The sequence below is a fragment of the Kitasatospora sp. NPDC058048 genome, from assembly GCF_042885555.1.
In the GTDB taxonomy this organism is placed as follows: domain Bacteria; phylum Actinomycetota; class Actinomycetes; order Streptomycetales; family Streptomycetaceae; genus Kitasatospora; species Kitasatospora lactacystinica.
In genome coordinates this window covers 48673-64858 of record NZ_JBHVRT010000031.1, presented here as the reverse complement: position 1 = coordinate 64858, position 16186 = coordinate 48673, and the positions used below count along the sequence as shown (strand labels likewise).

The 16186-nt window shown below is 71.9% G+C and carries 16 protein-coding genes; 1 reads left to right on the top strand and 15 read right to left on the bottom strand.

Features of this window, described 5'->3' with window-relative positions:
- Positions 1-38: 38 nt before the first annotated feature.
- The 12 genes from ACFVVA_RS28590 to proS form a co-directional block, all read right to left on the bottom strand.
- Positions 39-512: an NUDIX hydrolase gene (locus tag ACFVVA_RS28590; protein ID WP_387693676.1), complete on the bottom strand. Its 474-nt coding sequence runs from the start codon at positions 510-512 to the stop codon at positions 39-41.
- Between the two features lie 112 nt (positions 513-624).
- Positions 625-1377 (bottom strand): signal peptidase I, encoded by a 753-nt coding sequence (gene lepB / locus ACFVVA_RS28585; RefSeq protein WP_387693675.1) that lies wholly within the window; start codon positions 1375-1377, stop codon positions 625-627.
- A 160-nt stretch (positions 1378-1537) separates the two neighbouring features.
- Entirely contained in the window at positions 1538-2542 is a 1005-nt protein-coding gene (gene lepB, locus ACFVVA_RS28580) for a signal peptidase I (protein ID WP_387693674.1), read from the bottom strand.
- Between the two features lie 242 nt (positions 2543-2784).
- The gene (gene lepB, locus ACFVVA_RS28575; RefSeq protein WP_387693672.1) at positions 2785-3537 is read right to left on the bottom strand and encodes a signal peptidase I; all 753 of its coding nucleotides are present in this window, start codon (positions 3535-3537) and stop codon (positions 2785-2787) included.
- A gap of 208 nt (positions 3538-3745) precedes the next feature.
- A complete protein-coding gene (gene lepB, locus ACFVVA_RS28570; protein ID WP_387693671.1) occupies positions 3746-4741 on the bottom strand; it encodes a signal peptidase I in 996 nt (331 codons plus the stop codon).
- Between the two features lie 77 nt (positions 4742-4818).
- Positions 4819-5169: a 50S ribosomal protein L19 gene (rplS, locus tag ACFVVA_RS28565; protein WP_030306736.1), complete on the bottom strand. Its 351-nt coding sequence runs from the start codon at positions 5167-5169 to the stop codon at positions 4819-4821.
- Positions 5170-5323: 154 nt separating this feature from the next.
- The gene (trmD, locus tag ACFVVA_RS28560) at positions 5324-6142 is read right to left on the bottom strand and encodes a tRNA (guanosine(37)-N1)-methyltransferase TrmD (protein ID WP_387693723.1); all 819 of its coding nucleotides are present in this window, start codon (positions 6140-6142) and stop codon (positions 5324-5326) included.
- 71 nt (positions 6143-6213) lie between these two features.
- Positions 6214-6840, bottom strand: a complete 627-nt coding sequence (rimM, locus tag ACFVVA_RS28555) for a ribosome maturation factor RimM (RefSeq protein ID WP_387693670.1) — start codon at positions 6838-6840, stop codon at positions 6214-6216.
- A 164-nt stretch (positions 6841-7004) separates the two neighbouring features.
- A complete protein-coding gene (locus tag ACFVVA_RS28550) occupies positions 7005-7244 on the bottom strand; it encodes an RNA-binding protein (protein WP_030056773.1) in 240 nt (79 codons plus the stop codon).
- 2 nt (positions 7245-7246) lie between these two features.
- Positions 7247-7675, bottom strand: coding sequence for a 30S ribosomal protein S16 (gene rpsP, locus ACFVVA_RS28545; protein ID WP_387693669.1), 429 nt, complete (start codon positions 7673-7675; stop codon positions 7247-7249).
- A gap of 361 nt (positions 7676-8036) precedes the next feature.
- On the bottom strand, positions 8037-8615 hold the full coding sequence (locus tag ACFVVA_RS28540; RefSeq protein ID WP_049650398.1) for a hypothetical protein: 579 nt from the start codon (positions 8613-8615) through the stop codon (positions 8037-8039).
- Positions 8616-9195: 580 nt separating this feature from the next.
- The gene (gene proS / locus ACFVVA_RS28535; RefSeq protein WP_359900597.1) at positions 9196-10608 is read right to left on the bottom strand and encodes a proline--tRNA ligase; all 1413 of its coding nucleotides are present in this window, start codon (positions 10606-10608) and stop codon (positions 9196-9198) included.
- A 189-nt stretch (positions 10609-10797) separates the two neighbouring features.
- On the opposite strand from proS, the gene ACFVVA_RS28530 reads away from it, so the two are divergent.
- Positions 10798-11622: a class I SAM-dependent methyltransferase gene (locus ACFVVA_RS28530; protein ID WP_387693668.1), complete on the top strand. Its 825-nt coding sequence runs from the start codon at positions 10798-10800 to the stop codon at positions 11620-11622.
- Positions 11623-11687: 65 nt separating this feature from the next.
- On the opposite strand, the gene ftsH is transcribed toward ACFVVA_RS28530, so the two are convergent.
- The 3 genes from ftsH to ffh all read right to left on the bottom strand — a co-directional run bounded on the left by ftsH (position 11688) and on the right by ffh (position 16005).
- Positions 11688-13697 (bottom strand): ATP-dependent zinc metalloprotease FtsH, encoded by a 2010-nt coding sequence (gene ftsH, locus ACFVVA_RS28525; protein ID WP_387693667.1) that lies wholly within the window; start codon positions 13695-13697, stop codon positions 11688-11690.
- A gap of 92 nt (positions 13698-13789) precedes the next feature.
- Positions 13790-14314, bottom strand: a complete 525-nt coding sequence (locus tag ACFVVA_RS28520; protein ID WP_359900590.1) for a GNAT family protein — start codon at positions 14312-14314, stop codon at positions 13790-13792.
- Positions 14315-14439: 125 nt separating this feature from the next.
- Positions 14440-16005 (bottom strand): signal recognition particle protein, encoded by a 1566-nt coding sequence (gene ffh, locus ACFVVA_RS28515; protein ID WP_387693722.1) that lies wholly within the window; start codon positions 16003-16005, stop codon positions 14440-14442.
- Positions 16006-16186 lie beyond the last annotated feature (181 nt).

Below are 16186 nucleotides of genomic sequence, written 5' to 3'. Positions count from 1 at the left end.
TTGTCACGTCCACCCATTGTGGACCACCGCACCCACGGTCAGAGCCGTACCGGATCCACCGGCGGGCCCTCGGCCAGCAGCCGCTCCAGGAAGTCCGCCAGACCGGGCGGATAGACCGTCTCGGCGGTCCCCCTCAGTTCCTCGACCGTCCACCAGCGCGCCGCGAGCAACTGGGCGTGCTCGTCGGCGCCCATGCCCGAGTGGTCCAGCCCCGTCTCCGTGGTCCGGGCCAGGTGGAACCACTGCTCCTGCTCGTAGCGCTGTCCCTGAAAGGAGAACGACACCGTGCCGTACGCCACCAAGGGCCCCAGGTCCACACCCCGCAAGCCGGTCTCCTCGGCGAGCTCCCGCTCGGCGGCCTCGCGCACGTCCTCCCCCGGCTCCAAGCCGCCTCCGGGCGTGAACCACCACGTCTCGCCCGGGGTGGCCGGATCGGCCCCCAGGAAGAGGAGGATGCGGTCCAGCCCGTCCAGCAGCAGGATCCGCGCCGCCCTGCGGCGCCGTGCTGTCATGGCAGCGCTCCACGCTCCTTCCGTCCGCATCGGTGGCGCTACCGATCCTGCCACCCGACGCGGTCGTCCGGGGCGATGTTCGGCAGAGCGGCCCGCCGGGCGACGGTCCCGCTCAGGCGCCGCGCCCCCGGAGCCGGCGGGCCAGACCCGCAACCCCGCCCACCACCGAGGTCACGAGGATCAGCGCCGCGCCCGCAACGGCGGCGGCGGCGAGGGGCCCCAGCGGCCCCGGCTTCGAGGCCTTCGGGCCCGCGAAGCCGTCGAAGTCCGTGACCCGGTCGAGCAGGCCCATGCGGCCGAAGGGCAGCACCGTGGCCTCGACCCTGGCCTCGACGGCCTCGGCCGGGACGGTCCCGTCGTCGACCTCCAGGTGGGTGCGGGAGTCGAGCGAGCCCATCCGGTTGTCGCCGAGCAGGAACAGCCGGCCCTGCGGCACCGTCACGCTGAACGAAGCGCCCTGGCGGCCCTGCGTCGCGAGGTAGGGCTCGTCCACCGGCTGCCCGTTGACCGTCAGCCGGTAATCGGCCCCGGTGGTGGCGACGGTGTCCCCGCCGACCGCGACCACCCGCTTGACCATGAGCTCACCGCCCCAGGCCTGGTCCCGGAAGACCACCACGTCGCCCCGCCCGATGTCGCCGCCGCCGACCTTGCGGGCGAGCACGGTGTCGCCGGCGCGCAGGGTCGGGTGCATCGAGGCGGTGGGGATCTTGTACGGCCGGTAGTCGATCGCGATCAGGGTGAAGCCGCCGACCATCAGCACCAGCCCCAGCGCCAGGGCGACGCCCTGGAGCACCGCGGCGGCCCCGCGGCGCCCACGGGCGGGTACCGGAGGTCGGTCGACCGTCTGCTCCACGACACTGCTCATCGACACCGTCCACCTCTGGCCGACCGGAGAACACCACTGGCACGCCGGAGGCACGGGCGGAAAAGCCGACGGGCCGTGGCACGTCCGAGCAGATTACTCGTCAGTACCACGGCCCGCGCAAGAGCCGGGGCCAACCCGGCGGAACACGATCCGGTGGAGTTCAGGACTCCTTGCGGCGCTCCGCCCGACCCCGCACCCGACGGACCAGCGGGAGCAGGGCGACGGCCCCCACCGCACCGGCCACGGGGGGCGCCATCGGCGCGGCCGCCGCCAGGCCCTTCTGGTCGAAGGTGTCCGGCACCGGCAGCGTGGACCAGTGGCTGATCGGCCAGGCCACCACGAACGCGCGCCCGATCACGTTGTCCACCGGGACGGTGCCGCCACCCGGCTGGTCCATGTGGAAACGGGAGTCCAGCGAGTTGGCGCGGTGGTCGCCCATCACCCAGATCCGGTCCTTGGGCACCTTGACCGGGCCGAAGGGGTGGTCACCGCAGGGGGTGTTGCCCTGGTAGACGTACGGCTCGTTGAGGGCGACGCCGTTGACCTTGACCGGCCCCTCGCCCTCGCACTCGACGGTGTCCCCGCCGACCGCGATGACCCGCTTGATCAGGTCCTTCTCGTTGGCGGAGGGCATCAGACCGACGAAGCTGAGCACGTCCTGCACGCCCCGGAGGAAGGCGTTGCTGCTCTGCTGGGTCGGCTCGTCGTTCAGCCAGCCGCCCGGGTCGTGGAACACCACGACCTCACCGCGCTCGGGCTCGGCCCCGAACCACGGGGTCAGCTTGTCCACTAGGACGCGGTCGCCGACCTGCAGCGTGTTCTGCATCGATTCCGACGGAATGGAGAACGCCTGGACGAAGAACGTCTTGATCACCAGCGCGAGGATCAGCGCGATGCCGACCAGGATCGGCAGTTCCTTCCAGAACGAGCGCGGCTTGCGCGGCTTGGAGGGGGCCTCCGACTCCGATCCGTCCGCGGGCTCGGCCCCCGCGTGCGAGGAGTCCGGGGAGTCCTCCGAGCCGGCACCCTGCCCGTCAGCGGTCTGCGCCGCCGCGTCCTCGACCGAGGCCGAGGAGGCCGCGGACTCGGCGGACCGGTCCGCCCGACGACCTGGGCCCTCGGGCTCTCCGGCGCCTGATCGGGCGCCGATCACCAAATCCCCCACAACGTCTCCTCCCTGCTGTGCGGACGCCCGCGCGCCCGCGCTCAGAGTGCCGCACAGCGGGCACCACGCTCACCACGACCATGAACGCCTCAGGGCTGCCCACCGCGGACTCCCCCGACACCAGCACGGCCTCGGCACACGGCCGGAACCACTCCCGGCCGCACCTGCACTTCTCTATCACTCCCAGGCATCCGGCTCGCGGTCCCACACGCGAGGCCCGTCCGGTCGACGGCCGGCGCTGCTCACTCCGGAGGCCGCCCCGACCTGCGCGCGACGAACGGAAGGATGCCCAACACACCCATAACGAGCGGGGGTTCCACAGGAACCGGCCCAACGCCCACCGACTCCGCGGCAGTTCCGCCGGCCTGCGGCATCCGGGCGAGAGAGGAGAGTGAACCTGGCGCATCGAGTTGATGGAACCGGTCCAGCGGCCAGGCGATCACGAACGCGCGGCCGACCACGTCGGTCAATGGGACCGTTCCCTGGCCCGGATTGCCCATGTGGAAACGGGAGTCGGCGGAGACGTCCCGGTGGTCGCCCATGACCCACAACCGTCCCCGTGGCACCTGCACCTTGAAGGTCTGCCGGGACGGCGGGTTGCCGGGCGCGAGGTAGGACTCCTCCACCGGACGACCGTTGACGCTGAGGCGCCCCTGTGCGTCGCAGCACTCGACGGTGTCCCCGCCGACGCCGATCACCCGCTTGATCAGGTCCTGCTCGTTGTCGGAGGGCAGCAGTCCGACGAAGGTCAGCACCTGTTTGGCCCCGCCCAGCACCGGGCCGTCGTCGGACGGCTTCCGGTCGCGCTCCAGCCAGCCGCCCGGGTCCTTGAACACCACGATGTCGCCGCGCTGCGGCTCACTGCCGAACCAGGGGGTCAGCTTGTCGACCAGTACCCGGTCCCCGATCCGGATGGTCTGCTCCATCGAGCCCGAGGGGATCACGAACACCTGGATCAGGAAGGTCTTCATCACGAGCGCCACCAGCAGGGCCACCAGGACGATCAGCGGCACCTCGCGCACCAGCGAGCGCTTGCGCCGACCGGCCGCCTTGCGGGCACTGCGACGGCGCTCGGCCCGGCCGCGTGTCGGCGGGGCCCCGGTCGGCCCCGAGCCGGCCCCGCCGTCCTGCCCCGGTCCCGGTCCCGGTCCCGGTCCCGCGGTCGCCGCTCCCCCGGCGGCCGGACGGTCGGCGAGCCGTCCCCTACCCCTGGTCCCCATGACCACCCGTCCCCGCAGTCGGGGCGAAGGCCGCGGGCCGCTCCAGGCCGGTCCAGCGCGAGAACGGGTAGACCACCCAGTCCGCCCTGCCGATCACCTTCGCCTCGGGCACGAAGCCGCCGCCGGGCTCGCCGAGGTGGTCGCGGGAGTCCCGGGAGGCGCTGCGGTGGTCACCCATCACCCACAGCTTGCCGGCGGGCACGACGATGTCGAAGGCCACGCTCGACGGGTCGTCGCCCGGGGACAGGTAGGAGGTCTCGTCGATCGGCACGCCGTTGACGGTGATCGGCGCGCCCGGGCCGGTGCTGGTCACCCGGTCCCCGCCGACGCCGATCACGCGCTTGACGTAGACGGTGTTCCCGGCCGGGGCCAGACCGAGGTCCTGGGCGAACGAGCGCAGGCCGTCCCAGAAGCCGGGCGGCTTCGCCGTCTCCCGGAGGAAGGAGCCCGTCCCGTCGAAGACCACGACGTCGCCCCGGCTGGGGTGGCCGCCGAAGGCGTAGGCGAGCTGGTTCGCGACCAGCCGGTCGCCCGGGCGCAGGGTCTCCTCCATCGACCCGGAGGGCACCGAGAACGGACGCGCGACGAAGGCGTTCACCAGCAGCAGGGCCGTCAGGCAGATCCCGGCCACCAGCAGCAGGTCTCGCGAACGCGAGTGCCCCGGCTCCTCGTCCTGCTCCGGGCCGTCGTCTCCGCTGCCGCCCGTCCGCTCCCCGACGCCTTCAGGGCCCTCGGCCTGCTCCGGTACCTCAGTGCGCTCCGGTACCTCGGCGTGCTCCGGCCCGCCGGTGGCCGTCGGCCCGTCGGTGGCCACCGGGCCCGCGACAGCCTCCGGGCCGTCGACACCATCCGCCGCGGCACCCCCGTCGTCGGCCCCGGCGGAACCGCTCCCGGAAACGACCGCGGACCGCGACAGCGAGTCCGCACCGGTGGGTGCGGGACTGCCGTCGCGGTCCGCGGGTGGTTCGTGCGTGCTCATCGGGGGGTGAGCTTACCTTGCGGCCGTTCGCCCCCCTCGGAGCGTTCCGATCCCCGGCGAGGCCGGGGGCCGGTGGATCAGCGGTCGCGCTTCTCCTTGATCTTCGCGGCCTTGCCGCGGAGGTCACGCAGGTAGTACAGCTTGGCGCGGCGAACCGCACCGCGGGTCACGACCTCGATCTTCTCGACGACCGGGGTGTGCACCGGGAAGGTGCGCTCCACGCCGACGTTGAAGCTGACCTTGCGGACGGTGAAGGTCTCACCGATACCGGCGCCGTGGCGGCGGATGACGACGCCCTGGAAGACCTGGACACGGGAGCGGTTGCCCTCGATGACCCGGACGTGAACCTTCAGGGTGTCACCGGCGCGGAAGGCCGGAATGTCGCTACGCAGCGAGGCCGCGTCGACAGCAGCGAGCTTGTTGCTCATGTTGCTCTCCATCGCAGGCGCCACGGGCCGCCCACGGAAAATCGTCACAATGGGGTTTGCTGCGGGCCGCATCGGCTGACGACGATCCCCCCGTGGCGAGGGCGCCGGTCCACGTGTCCCCTACGGGAGGGAACCAGCGACAGACAACAGCCGCCTATTCTTCCACATCAGCGGCCACGGACCGAAATCGGCCGAGCCGCTCGTCCCAGGCCAGGCCGAGGACGCTCAGCGCCTCCCGCTCCTTCTTGTCGAAGGCTCCGTACTGCCAGCGCTCGACCAGGTCGGGCCGGTTCGCCAGGGTCCGGGCGAAGGCCTGCTCGCGGCGCCAGCGGGCGATCCTGCCGTGGTTGCCGCTGAGCAGCACGTCCGGCACCGTCCGGCCGCGCCACTCGGCGGGCTTGGTGTAGACCGGGCCCTCCAGCAGGTCGGCCATCGCGCCCGGCGCGAAGGAGTCGTCGCGGTGGGACTCGGCGTTGCCGAGCACCCCCGGCAGCAGCCGGGCGATCGCCTCGACCATCACCAGCACGGCGACCTCGCCGCCGGCCAGCACGTAGTCGCCGATCGAGGCCTCGACCACCGGCATCCGGGTGGCCGCTTCCTCGATCACCCGGCGGTCGATGCCCTCGTACCGGGCGGGGGTGAAGGCCAGCCACGGGCGCCCGGCCAGTTCCTGGGCGAGCTCCTGGGTGAACGGTCGCCCGCTCGGCGTCGGGACGATCAGGGTGGGCACCTGCCCCTCGGGGCCGCCGGCGATCACCGCGTCCAGCGCCTCGCCCCACGGCTCGGGCTTCATCACCATGCCGGGGCCGCCGCCGTACGGGCTGTCGTCGACCGTGCGGTGCACGTCGTGGGTCCACGCGCGCAGGTCGTGGACGTGCACGTCCAGCTGACCGCGGGCGCGGGCCTTGCCGACCAGCGAGACGTCCAGCGGCTCCAGGTACTCGGGGAAGATCGTGACGACGTCGATCCGCATGCCGCTCCGCGCGCCGCCGGACCCGGCATCGTCCGCCGCCGGAACGTCCGCCCCGGTGTTCTCCTCCGCGGTCACTGCGACTCCTCCGAGCCCTCGGCGCCGTCGGCACCCTCAGCGGCCTCAGCGCCCTCGGCGGTCTCAGTGCCCTCAGCGCCCTCGGCCGAGGAGGTCCCCGCGACGTCGGCCTGCTCCGGGTCGATCAGCCCGGCCGGCGGGGTGATCACGGCGCGCTGGTTCTCCAGATCGATGGTCGGCACGATCTGGCTGACGAAGGGCACCAGCACCTCCGTCCCGTCGGCCTTCTTGACCGTGAGCAGGTCCTGGTAGGGCAGGTGGAGGACCTCGGTCAGCTCGCCGACCAGGGTGCCGTCCAGCAGCACCACGTCCAGGCCGATCAGCTGGTGGTCGTAGTACTCCTCCGGGTCCTCGGGGGTCTCCTCCGGGTCGACCTCGGAGATGAGCACGGTGCCGCGGAGGGCCTCGGCCGCGTTGCGGTCCTTGACGCCGGCGAAGCGCAGCAGCAGCCGGCCGCTGTGCACCCGGCCCGACTCGACGGTCAGCGGCCCGACCGACGCGGGGTCGGTGAGCACGACGGCACCGGGGCCGAGCCGGAGTTCCGGCTCGTCGGTGCGGACCTCGACACTGACGTCCCCCCTGATGCCGTGGGCACGGCCGATCCTGCCGACGACGAGCTGCACGGTGATCGTTCTCCTGGAGTTCCTGAGCCGAAACGAAAAGCGACGGCGACGGGCTGCGAAGCGATGATGCGAGGGAAATGCGGAGGGAAATGCGAAAAGGCCGACCGGGACGACATGCGTCCCGGTCGGCCTCACAAGCCCTGACGGCTGAACGAGCAGCAGCGTCAGCGAATGTTGTCCACGTCGACCAGGTCGACCCGGACGTTGCGACCGCCGAGGGCGCCGACCACGGTGCGCAGAGCGCGCGCCGTACGGCCGCCCCGGCCGATCACCTTGCCGAGGTCATCGGGGTGCACTCGCACCTCGATGGTGTTACCCCGACGCAGGTTGCGCGAGCGCACCTGCACCTCGTCGGGGTGCTCGACGATGCCCTTCACCAGGTGGTCGAGGGCGTCCTCGATCACGATCAGGCCTCGGCGGTGACGTCGGCCTCGGCCTCGGCCTTGTCCGACTTCTTGGCCTTCGGGGTGATGGCGACACCGGTGGTGGCGTCCTCGAAGCCGGCAACGGCCTTCGCGAACAGGTGCGAGAAGTCCTCGACCTTCGGCTCGGCGACCAGCAGCGGCGCCGGAGCCGGCAGGCCCTTGAACTTCTGCCAGTCGCCGGTCAGCTTCAGGATGGCGAGCACCGGCTCGGTCGGCTGGGCGCCGACGGACAGCCAGTACTGGGCGCGGTCGCTGTCGACCTCGATCTTCGAGGGGTTGTAGGTCGGCTGGTAGATGCCGATCTCCTCGATCGCGCGGCCGTCACGCTTGGTGCGGGCGTCGGCGACGACGATGCGGTAGTGCGGGGAGCGAATCTTGCCGAGACGCTTGAGCTTGATCTTGACTGCCACGGGAGTGGATTCTCCTGGTGTTGACGTGGGTGAGCGGGCTCGCCATCGCGTGGGGTTGCGCGGCGGACCGTTCAAGGGACACGCCAGCCGTAGGAGAGAGGGGTCCTGCTCGGCTGCCGAGTACTCAGCTGTCCATTCTGCCACATCGGCGAGAACCGCCTGCACGCGGGACCGGGCACCCGGTCAGGGCTCGACCGGGAGCCCCCGCTCCCGGTCCAACCCGAAGACGTCACCGCTGTCCTGCTGTACCGCTCATTCGGTACCGCTCGCTCTGCCTGCTCAGGGCCACCCAGGGCCGCTCAGTGCCGCTCATTCCGGCCGGACCGCTGCCCGCACAGCAGCCCGCCGGGACGTCGAACGACTAAGCGATCTTGAACGGCTGCTGGCACGCACCGCAGACGATGGACGCCTGCGCGAGCACCGACGGAACGACCCGGACGTTGCGCCCGCAGCCGCAGACCGCCTTGACCCGCACGCCGCCCCCGGAGGAGCCGTGCCGGGCCGCCGGGCCGCGGAAGGCGCGCGTCGCGCCGTCGCCGGCCACCGCCTCCTGGTGCGCCCCGAGGGCACGGTCCAGGCGCTCGATGGTCTCGGCGTACCGCTCCTGCGTCTCCTTGAGCATGGTCACCTGGGAGAAGCCGCTGCTCGCGTGCGGCTCGACCGGGTGCGCCAGGCCCAGCTCGGAAGCGAGCATCAGGAAGCGCCGGTTGTGGTAGCGGCCGGCCCGCGAGGTGTCCCGGATGTCCCGGGCCGCGGCCAGACCGTGGGCGGCCTCGTGCAGGAGTCGCTCGAAACCGAGCCGTGTCCCGCAGGCCGAGGAGGACTCGCCGATCAGCGCCTCGGGCGAGGCGAGGTCGGGGAGGTCCTGGTGGTAGGCCTGGATGTCACTCCAGGCGGCGGCCAGTTCGGCCGCGAGAACGAGGGGCTGTGTCGTGCTCACGCTAGACCAACGATGGAGTGCGAGCCGATGTTCCGCATGTTCTCGTTCCCGGGGAATTCACAGGGAACTCCCAGGAATGCAAGGCCGCGCGCGAATTGCGCGTTCCGGATCTGACGCAAGACCAACCCCCTGCCGGTTTCGGCCCGTCGCGAGGTCGGCGGGCCTGCTGAATTTCCGTCCGGGGAGCGGGCTGTCGCCACCCAGGACGTACGGCCCGTGGGTCTGCCGGATTGACAGGGCCACGGGCCGTACACCGTACCGCTATTCCGTTAATACCGGGAGTTGACCGGCCAGTAGGGATGTCCACCGCGGGGACGCACCGGAGGAGTTACCGGATTCTTACCCTTCCGCATTCCGGGCAAATGTCGCCGCTGTCGGTCATTACCAGCGGACGACGGACGTCCGGCGGACATCAACAGGACATCCACCGAACACCGAACACCCGTCGGGGCGCACCCGTGACAACCGCACGCCCCGGAACGGACGCACACCCGGGACGGGCGCGCCCCCGGAGCGGCCCCGGACCCGGACCCGGGACAAGCGGGACCCCGGACGGACTACGGCACGCCCCGGACGGACGTCAGTACGCCCGGGCGACGATCGCGATGTTGCCCTCCTGGTCGTCCGCCGCCGGCACCGAGCCGTCGGCCGCGACGATGCAGCGCACCGTGACACCCTGCTCGGCCAGCTTGGCCTCGCCCTCCGCGCCGAGCTCGGCCCAGGAGATCCGGCCCCAGCCGGTCGCGGCGGCCTCGATGGCCTCGTCGATGGTCTTGACGTCGACCGTGCGGGACTCGCGGCGCTCGCGGGACTGGCGCAGCAGCAGCGCCTGGTCCTCCTCCAGCACGCCCGGGACCAGCGCGACGAGGGAGTCGATGGAGACCGGCTCCTTGCCGCCCGGGATGCGGCGGGCCAGCATCGCGGTGCCGTTCTCCAGGTCGCGCGGGCCGACCTCGATGCGCAGCGGAACGCCCTTGAGCTCCCAGTCGACGGCGCGGCGGCCGAACGGGGTGTCGGTGCGGTCGTCGACCACGACCCGGATGCCGGCGGCCTCCAGCTGGGCGCCGATCTCGCGGACCTTGGCGATGACCGCGTCGTCGCCCTTGATGGCGAGCACGACGGCCTGGACGGCGGCCAGGCGCGGGGGCACCCGCAGGCCGTTGTCGTCGCCGTGGGACATGATCAGGCCGCCGACCATGCGGGTCGAGACGCCCCAGGACGTCTGCCAGACGTGCTCGCGCTCGGCGCCCTGCAGCTGGTAGGTGGTGTTGAACGCCTTGGCGAAGTTCTGGCCCAGCTCGTGGCTGGTGCCCATCTGCAGGGCCTTGCCGTCGCCCATCATGCCCTCGAGGGTGAGGGTGTTGATGGCGCCGGCGAAGCGCTCCTTGGCGGTCTTGCGGCCGAGCACGACGTCGATGCCGAGCACGTTGGTCATGAAGTCGCCGTAGACCTGGGTGTGGATCATCGACGCGTAGGCGCGGGCGTCCTCGTAGGTGGCGTGGGCGGTGTGGCCCTCCTGCCAGAGGAACTCGGTGGTGCGCAGGAAGACGCGCGGGCGCAGCTCCCAACGGACCACGTTGGCCCACTGGTTGATCAGCAGGGGCAGGTCCCGGTGGCTCTGCACCCACTTCGAGAAGTACTCGTTGATGATCGTCTCGGAGGTCGGCCGGACGACGACCGGCTCCTCCAGCTGCTTGCCGCCGCCGTGGGTGACCACCGCGAGTTCGGGGGCGAAGCCCTCGACGTGCTCGGCTTCCTTGGTCAGGTAGGACTGCGGGATGAACATCGGGAAGTAGGCGTTCTGCGCGCCGGCCTTCTTGATCCGCGCGTCCATCTCCTGCTGCATCCGCTCCCACAGGCCGTAGCCGTACGGTCGGATGACCATGGTGCCGCGCACCGGACCGTTGTCGGCCAGCTCGGCCTTGTTGATGAGGTCCTGGTACCAGCGCGGGAAGTCTTCCGCCTGAGGGGTGAGAACGGGTGCCTTAGCCATGGGGCGAATGGTACGGGGCCCGGGGCCCCGGTTTCGAATCGGTATCACCGGACGGGGGCGCACCACCGCGACACGCGCGCACCACCCTGCACCCCTCTGGACGCCGGGCCCGACCCGCTGTTCGCTGGTGTGGGGCGGGACTTTGGGGGAGCCGTAGCAGCACACCGAAGGACCGGATGGGAGGCCGCCGTGGCTTCAGCTCGGACGACCGGCACGACCGCACGACCGACGGGCGCACGCCCGCACCACCCGCGGACCGGGGTCGCCCGCCCCGCGCGGGCGCGCGACTGGGCGGAGATCCAGGAACGCATGCTGGTGCCGCTCTACGAGGCGGTCTACGACCGGCTGGAGGTCGGCCCGGCGAGCAGTGTGCTGGGCCTGGGCTGCCGGTCCGGGCTGGCCCTGCTGCTCGCCGCCGGGCGGGGTGCCCAGGTCGCCGGGCAGGAGCCGCGGGAGGAGCTGCGCGAGCTGGCCCACGACCGTCGGCTGCGGGTGTGCGCGGGGGCTCGGACAGCGTCCGCCGTCCCCCGCTCGGCCCATTCGCTGGTGACGGTTTTCGAGCAGCTTCCCGGTGCCGCCGGGTCCGGCCCGGTGGTCGCCGAGGCCGCCCGGCTCACTCTCCCGGGCGGGCACGTGGTGCTGGCCGCCTGGGGCCCGCCGGAGCGCTGCGAGAGCGCCGCCGTGCTGGACGTGGCCCGGCGGATGGCGGGCCGGACCACCGCGCGGGACCCGTTCGAGCTGAGCGCGCCGGGCGCCCTGGAGGACCTGCTCGCCCCGGCCGGCCTGCGCCCGGCCGGCAGCGGCCGGGTGAGCTGCCCGTTCGCGTACGCGGACCTCGACAGCGCCGTTCGCGGCCTGCTCTCCACCGGTCTGTTCGATCCGGCCGAGGAGTTCTCCGGCGCCTCGCTGGTGGCCAAGGAGCTGGAGGAGGCGCTCCAGCCGCATCTGCGCGCGGACGGCACGGTGCGGATGGAGAACCTGTTCCGCTACCTGGTCGCCGAGCGGCCGCGCTAGCAGGGGCGGGGAGACGAAAAACCGGGGGCGCTCGCCACTCTGGCGCGCGCCCCCGGCATCGGGCGTCACGCCCGGTCGATCGACTTCCCGTCGGAACCCTCGGAACCGTCGGAACCTCCGGAACCTTCGGAACCCCCGGAAGACCCCGCCGAGCCCGCCGAACCCTCCGAGGCCGCCTCCCGCGGCACCCCCGCCGCCCGGTACGCCGCCTCCTCGTCCAGCGTCTCCGCCTCCAGCAGCGCCGCCGCCAGCGCGTCCAGCCGGTGCCGCTGCTCGTTCAGGATCCGCACCGCGTCGCCGTAGCACTCGGAGACGATCCGCCGGGCCTCCTCGTCCACCGCGTCCAGGGTCGTCGGCGCGGCGGAGAGCCCGTACGCGCCCTGCGGGTCGGAGGGCACCGCGGTGAGCCGCCCGACCCGCTCGCTCATCCCCCAGCGCCCGGCCATCCCGCGGGCGATGTTGGTGACCTGCTCCAGGTCGCTCTCCGCGCCGGTGGTGATCACCCCGTAGACCACCTGCTCGGCCGCCATGCCGCCGAGCGCGCCGATGATCCGGCCGCGCAGGTAGGGCTCGGTGTACGAGTAGCGGTCGTTCTCCGGGGTGGAGAGGGTGACGCCGAGCGCCCGGCCGCGCGGCACGATGGTGATCTTGCGGACCGGGTCCGCGCCGGGCTGGAGCATGCCCAGCAGCGCGTGCCCGCTCTCGTGGTACGCCGTCCGCTCGCGCTCCTCCTGCGGCATCACCAGCGGCCGCACCGCACCGAGCTGGACCTTCTCCAGGGCGTCCGAGAGGTCCCGCTCGTTGACGGCGTCCTGCTCGCGCTTGACGGCCAGCAGCGCTGCCTCGTTGACCAGGTTGGCGAGTTCGGCGCCGGTCATCCCCGGCGTGACCTTGGCCAGCTGGTTGAGGTCGGTGCCGCCGGCCAGCGGGACGCTGCGGCTGTGGATGCGCAGGATCGCGGCACGGCCCTCCCGGTCGGGCGGGCTGACGGTGATCCGCCGGTCGAAGCGGCCGGGGCGCAGCAGCGCCGGGTCGAGCACGTCCGCCCGGTTGGTCGCGGCGATCACGATGACGCCCTCGGAGCCGGTGAAGCCGTCCATCTCGGTGAGGATCTGGTTGAGGGTCTGCTCGCGCTCGTCGTGCCCGCCCATGCCGCCGCCGGCGCCGCGCTGGCGGCCGATGGTGTCGATCTCGTCGATGAAGATGATCGCGGGGGCGACCTTGCGGGCCTCGGCGAACAGCTCGCGGACCCGGCTGGCGCCGACGCCGACGATCATCTCGATGAACTCGGAGGCGGAGGCGGAGAAGAACGGCACGTTCGCCTCGCCGGCCACGGCCCGGGCCAGCAGGGTCTTGCCGGTTCCGGGCGGGCCGCTCAGCAGCACGCCGCGCGGCATCTTGGCACCGAGCCGGCGGTACCGCTCGGGGTTCTTCAAGTAGTCGACGACCTCGGTGAGTTCGGCCTCGACCTCGTCGATGCCGGCCACGTCGGCGAAGGTGGTGCGCTTGCCCTCCTCGGCCATGACCGGCTTGGGCGGGGCCTTGCGGCCGAGCGGTCCGCCACCGAGTCCGCCGGCCATCCGGCGGGCGAGCAGCACCCAGATGAAGATCAGCAGCAGCATCGGGGCGAGCGAGAGCAGCAGGTTGGTGAGGAAGCTGCGCTGCTGGACGGGCGAGGTGGCGGTGACCTCGACGCCCTGCTGCTGCAGGGTGGCCCAGAGGTTGTCGCCCGCGAAGGAGGGCCGCTGGGTGTCGAACTCGGTGTAGTCGCCCTTGCCGCCGTCCGGCTTGGGCTGGGCGCTCTTGAGGGTGCCCTCGATCGCGTCGCCCTTGGCGTAGATCTTGGTGATGTTGCCCTTGTTCAGCTGGTTGTTGAACTCGGTGTACGAGATCGTGGTGGCGCCGGCGGGGCCGAAGAAGGACAGCAGCAGGTCCGAGATCAGGAACACCACGAGGGCGGTGAGGGCGAGGCCCACCCAGCCGCCGGGCATCCGGCGCTTGGGCGGCGGGGGCGGGGCACCCTCCGAACGCCAGGGCTGTTCGGGGGTCTGACGTGGCGGCACGGGTTCGGTCACCCATCGGACAATACGGACAGCTGCTCGGACGAGCCAATCGCAACGCCGCGCCCGGACCGCCGTACGCCCGCGCCACCCCCTCCCACCAGCGGCTATGCCGTTGCGCCCGGCCACTCCTCGGCGGTCAGGGCGAACCGCTCGTGGTCGCGCCAGTCGCCCTGGAGGAACAGCATCCGCGGGGAGAAGCCCTCGTGCCGGAAGCCCAGCCGCTTGGCCATCGCGACCGAGCGCTCGTTGTCCGGCTGGACGTTGATCTCCAGCCGGTGCAGCCCCAGCCCGTCGGCCGACTGCGGGGCGAAGCAGCGGTCCACGACCAGCCGCATGCCCTCGGTCATCCGGCCGGTGCCGTTGAACGGGAGGTAGGAGTCGTAGCCCAGCGTGGCGTTGCAGAAGCGGCTCATCACGATGTTGGCGACGTTCACCTTGCCGACCAGTCCGCCGGTCTCCCGGTCGAGGATCAGGAAGGTGCGCAGCCCGGAGCCCTGGCGCTTCAGCAGGTCGGGCAGTCCGTCCGGCTCGACCGGGTTCCACCGTCCGATGTGCTCGGCGGACCGCCGGACCGCCTCGGCGTACGCGGCCGTGTCGTCGGCCCTCGGGGCCCTGATCATCACTCGCATGCCCCCATCATCGGACACGCGATCGGCCCGCCGCCCGGAAACACCGGGCGACGGGCCGACCAGAATCGATCAGGACCGACCGCCGTTGATCAACGGATGACCGAAGGCGGCGGCACGTCCAAGGACTACAGCATGTCCTTGAACTCCTTGGGCAGCTCGAAGTCGGCCGGACCCTTGCCCGCGCCGAGACCGAACGCGCCGCCGTCCGCCGGACCCTGGCCGGCGCCCGGACCGAGCGCGCGGCGCTCGGCGGCCGCGGCCTCGTCCTGCGCCCGCTTCAGCGGGTTGCCGCTCTTGCGCTTGCCCTTGGCCTGCGGGGCCTTCTTGGCGGACTTCTTCCCGCCGCCGCCCATGCCGGGGATCCCCGGCATGCCGGGCATGCCCTTGCCGGAGGCCATCGCGGACATCATCTTGCGGGCGTCGAAGAACCGCTCGACCAGGTTCTTCACCTCGCCGACCTGGACGCCCGAACCCTTGGCGATGCGGGCCCGGCGGGAGCCGTTGATCAGCTCCGGCTCGGCGCGCTCGGCCGGGGTCATCGACTTGATGATCGCGCCGACCCGGTTGACGTCCTTGTCGTCGATGTTGTTGATCTGGTCCCGGATCTGGCCCATGCCGGGCAGCATGCCGAGCAGCTTGGAGATCGAGCCCATCTTCTGGACCTGCTCCAGCTGGGACAGGAAGTCGTCCAGGGTGAACTGCTTCGGGCCGCCGCGCAGCTTGGCGGCGATCTTCTCCGCCTCGGCCTGCGAGAAGGTCTGCTCGGCCTTCTCGATCAGCGAGAGGACGTCACCCATGCCGAGGATGCGCGAGGCCATCCGGTCCGGGTGGAAGGCGTCGAAGTCGTCGACCTTCTCGCCGTTGGAGGCGAACATGATCTGCCGGCCGGTGACGTGCGCGACCGACAGGGCGGCACCGCCGCGGGCGTCGCCGTCGAGCTTGGAGAGCACCACACCGGTGAAGTCGACGCCGTCGAGGAAGGCCTGGGCGGTGGTGACCGCGTCCTGGCCGATCATCGCGTCGACGACGAACAGGACCTCGTCCGGGTTCACCGCGGCACGGATGTCGGCGGCCTGCTGCATCAGCTCGGCGTCGATGCCCAGGCGGCCGGCGGTGTCGACGACGACGACGTCGTACTGCTTCTGCTTGGCGTACTCGATCGAGTCCTTGGCCACCTGCACCGGGTCGCCGACGCCGTTGCCCGGCTGCGGGCCGTAGAAGGCCACGCCGGCGCGCTCGGCGACCACCTGGAGCTGGTTGACCGCGTTGGGGCGCTGGAGGTCGCAGGCGACCAGCAGCGGGGTGTGCTTCTGCGTCTTCAGCCAGTGGCCGAGCTTGCCCGCGAGAGTGGTCTTACCGGCGCCCTGGAGACCGGCCAGCATGATCACCGTCGGGCCGCTCTTGGCGAACCGCACCCGGCGGGTCTCGCCACCGAGGATCGCGATGAGCTCCTCGTTGACGATCTTGATGATCTGCTGCGCCGGGTTCAGCGCGCCGGAGACCTCGACGCCGAGGGCCCGCTCCTTGACCTGCTTGATGAAGGCCCGGACGACCGGCAGCGCGACGTCCGCCTCCAGCAGCGCGATGCGGATCTCGCGGGCGGTGGCGTCGATGTCCGCCTCGCTCAGGCGGCCCTTGCCCCGGAGGTTCTTGAACGTCGCTGCGAGGCGATCGGAAAGGGTGTCGAACACGTCGTCGCGGGTCCTCTGCGGCATCGGTATCAGTACGGTCGTCGCCCCCCAGGGTATCCGGCCGCCCCGGGTGAGGTCTCCACCCCCGGTCGGAACTCCTGCTCGTCCCCGTGGCCGCACCCCTGCCCGCGCCCTTCCGCGAGCCCGGACGGCCCGGCCCCGACCGGCCCCGACCAGCCCC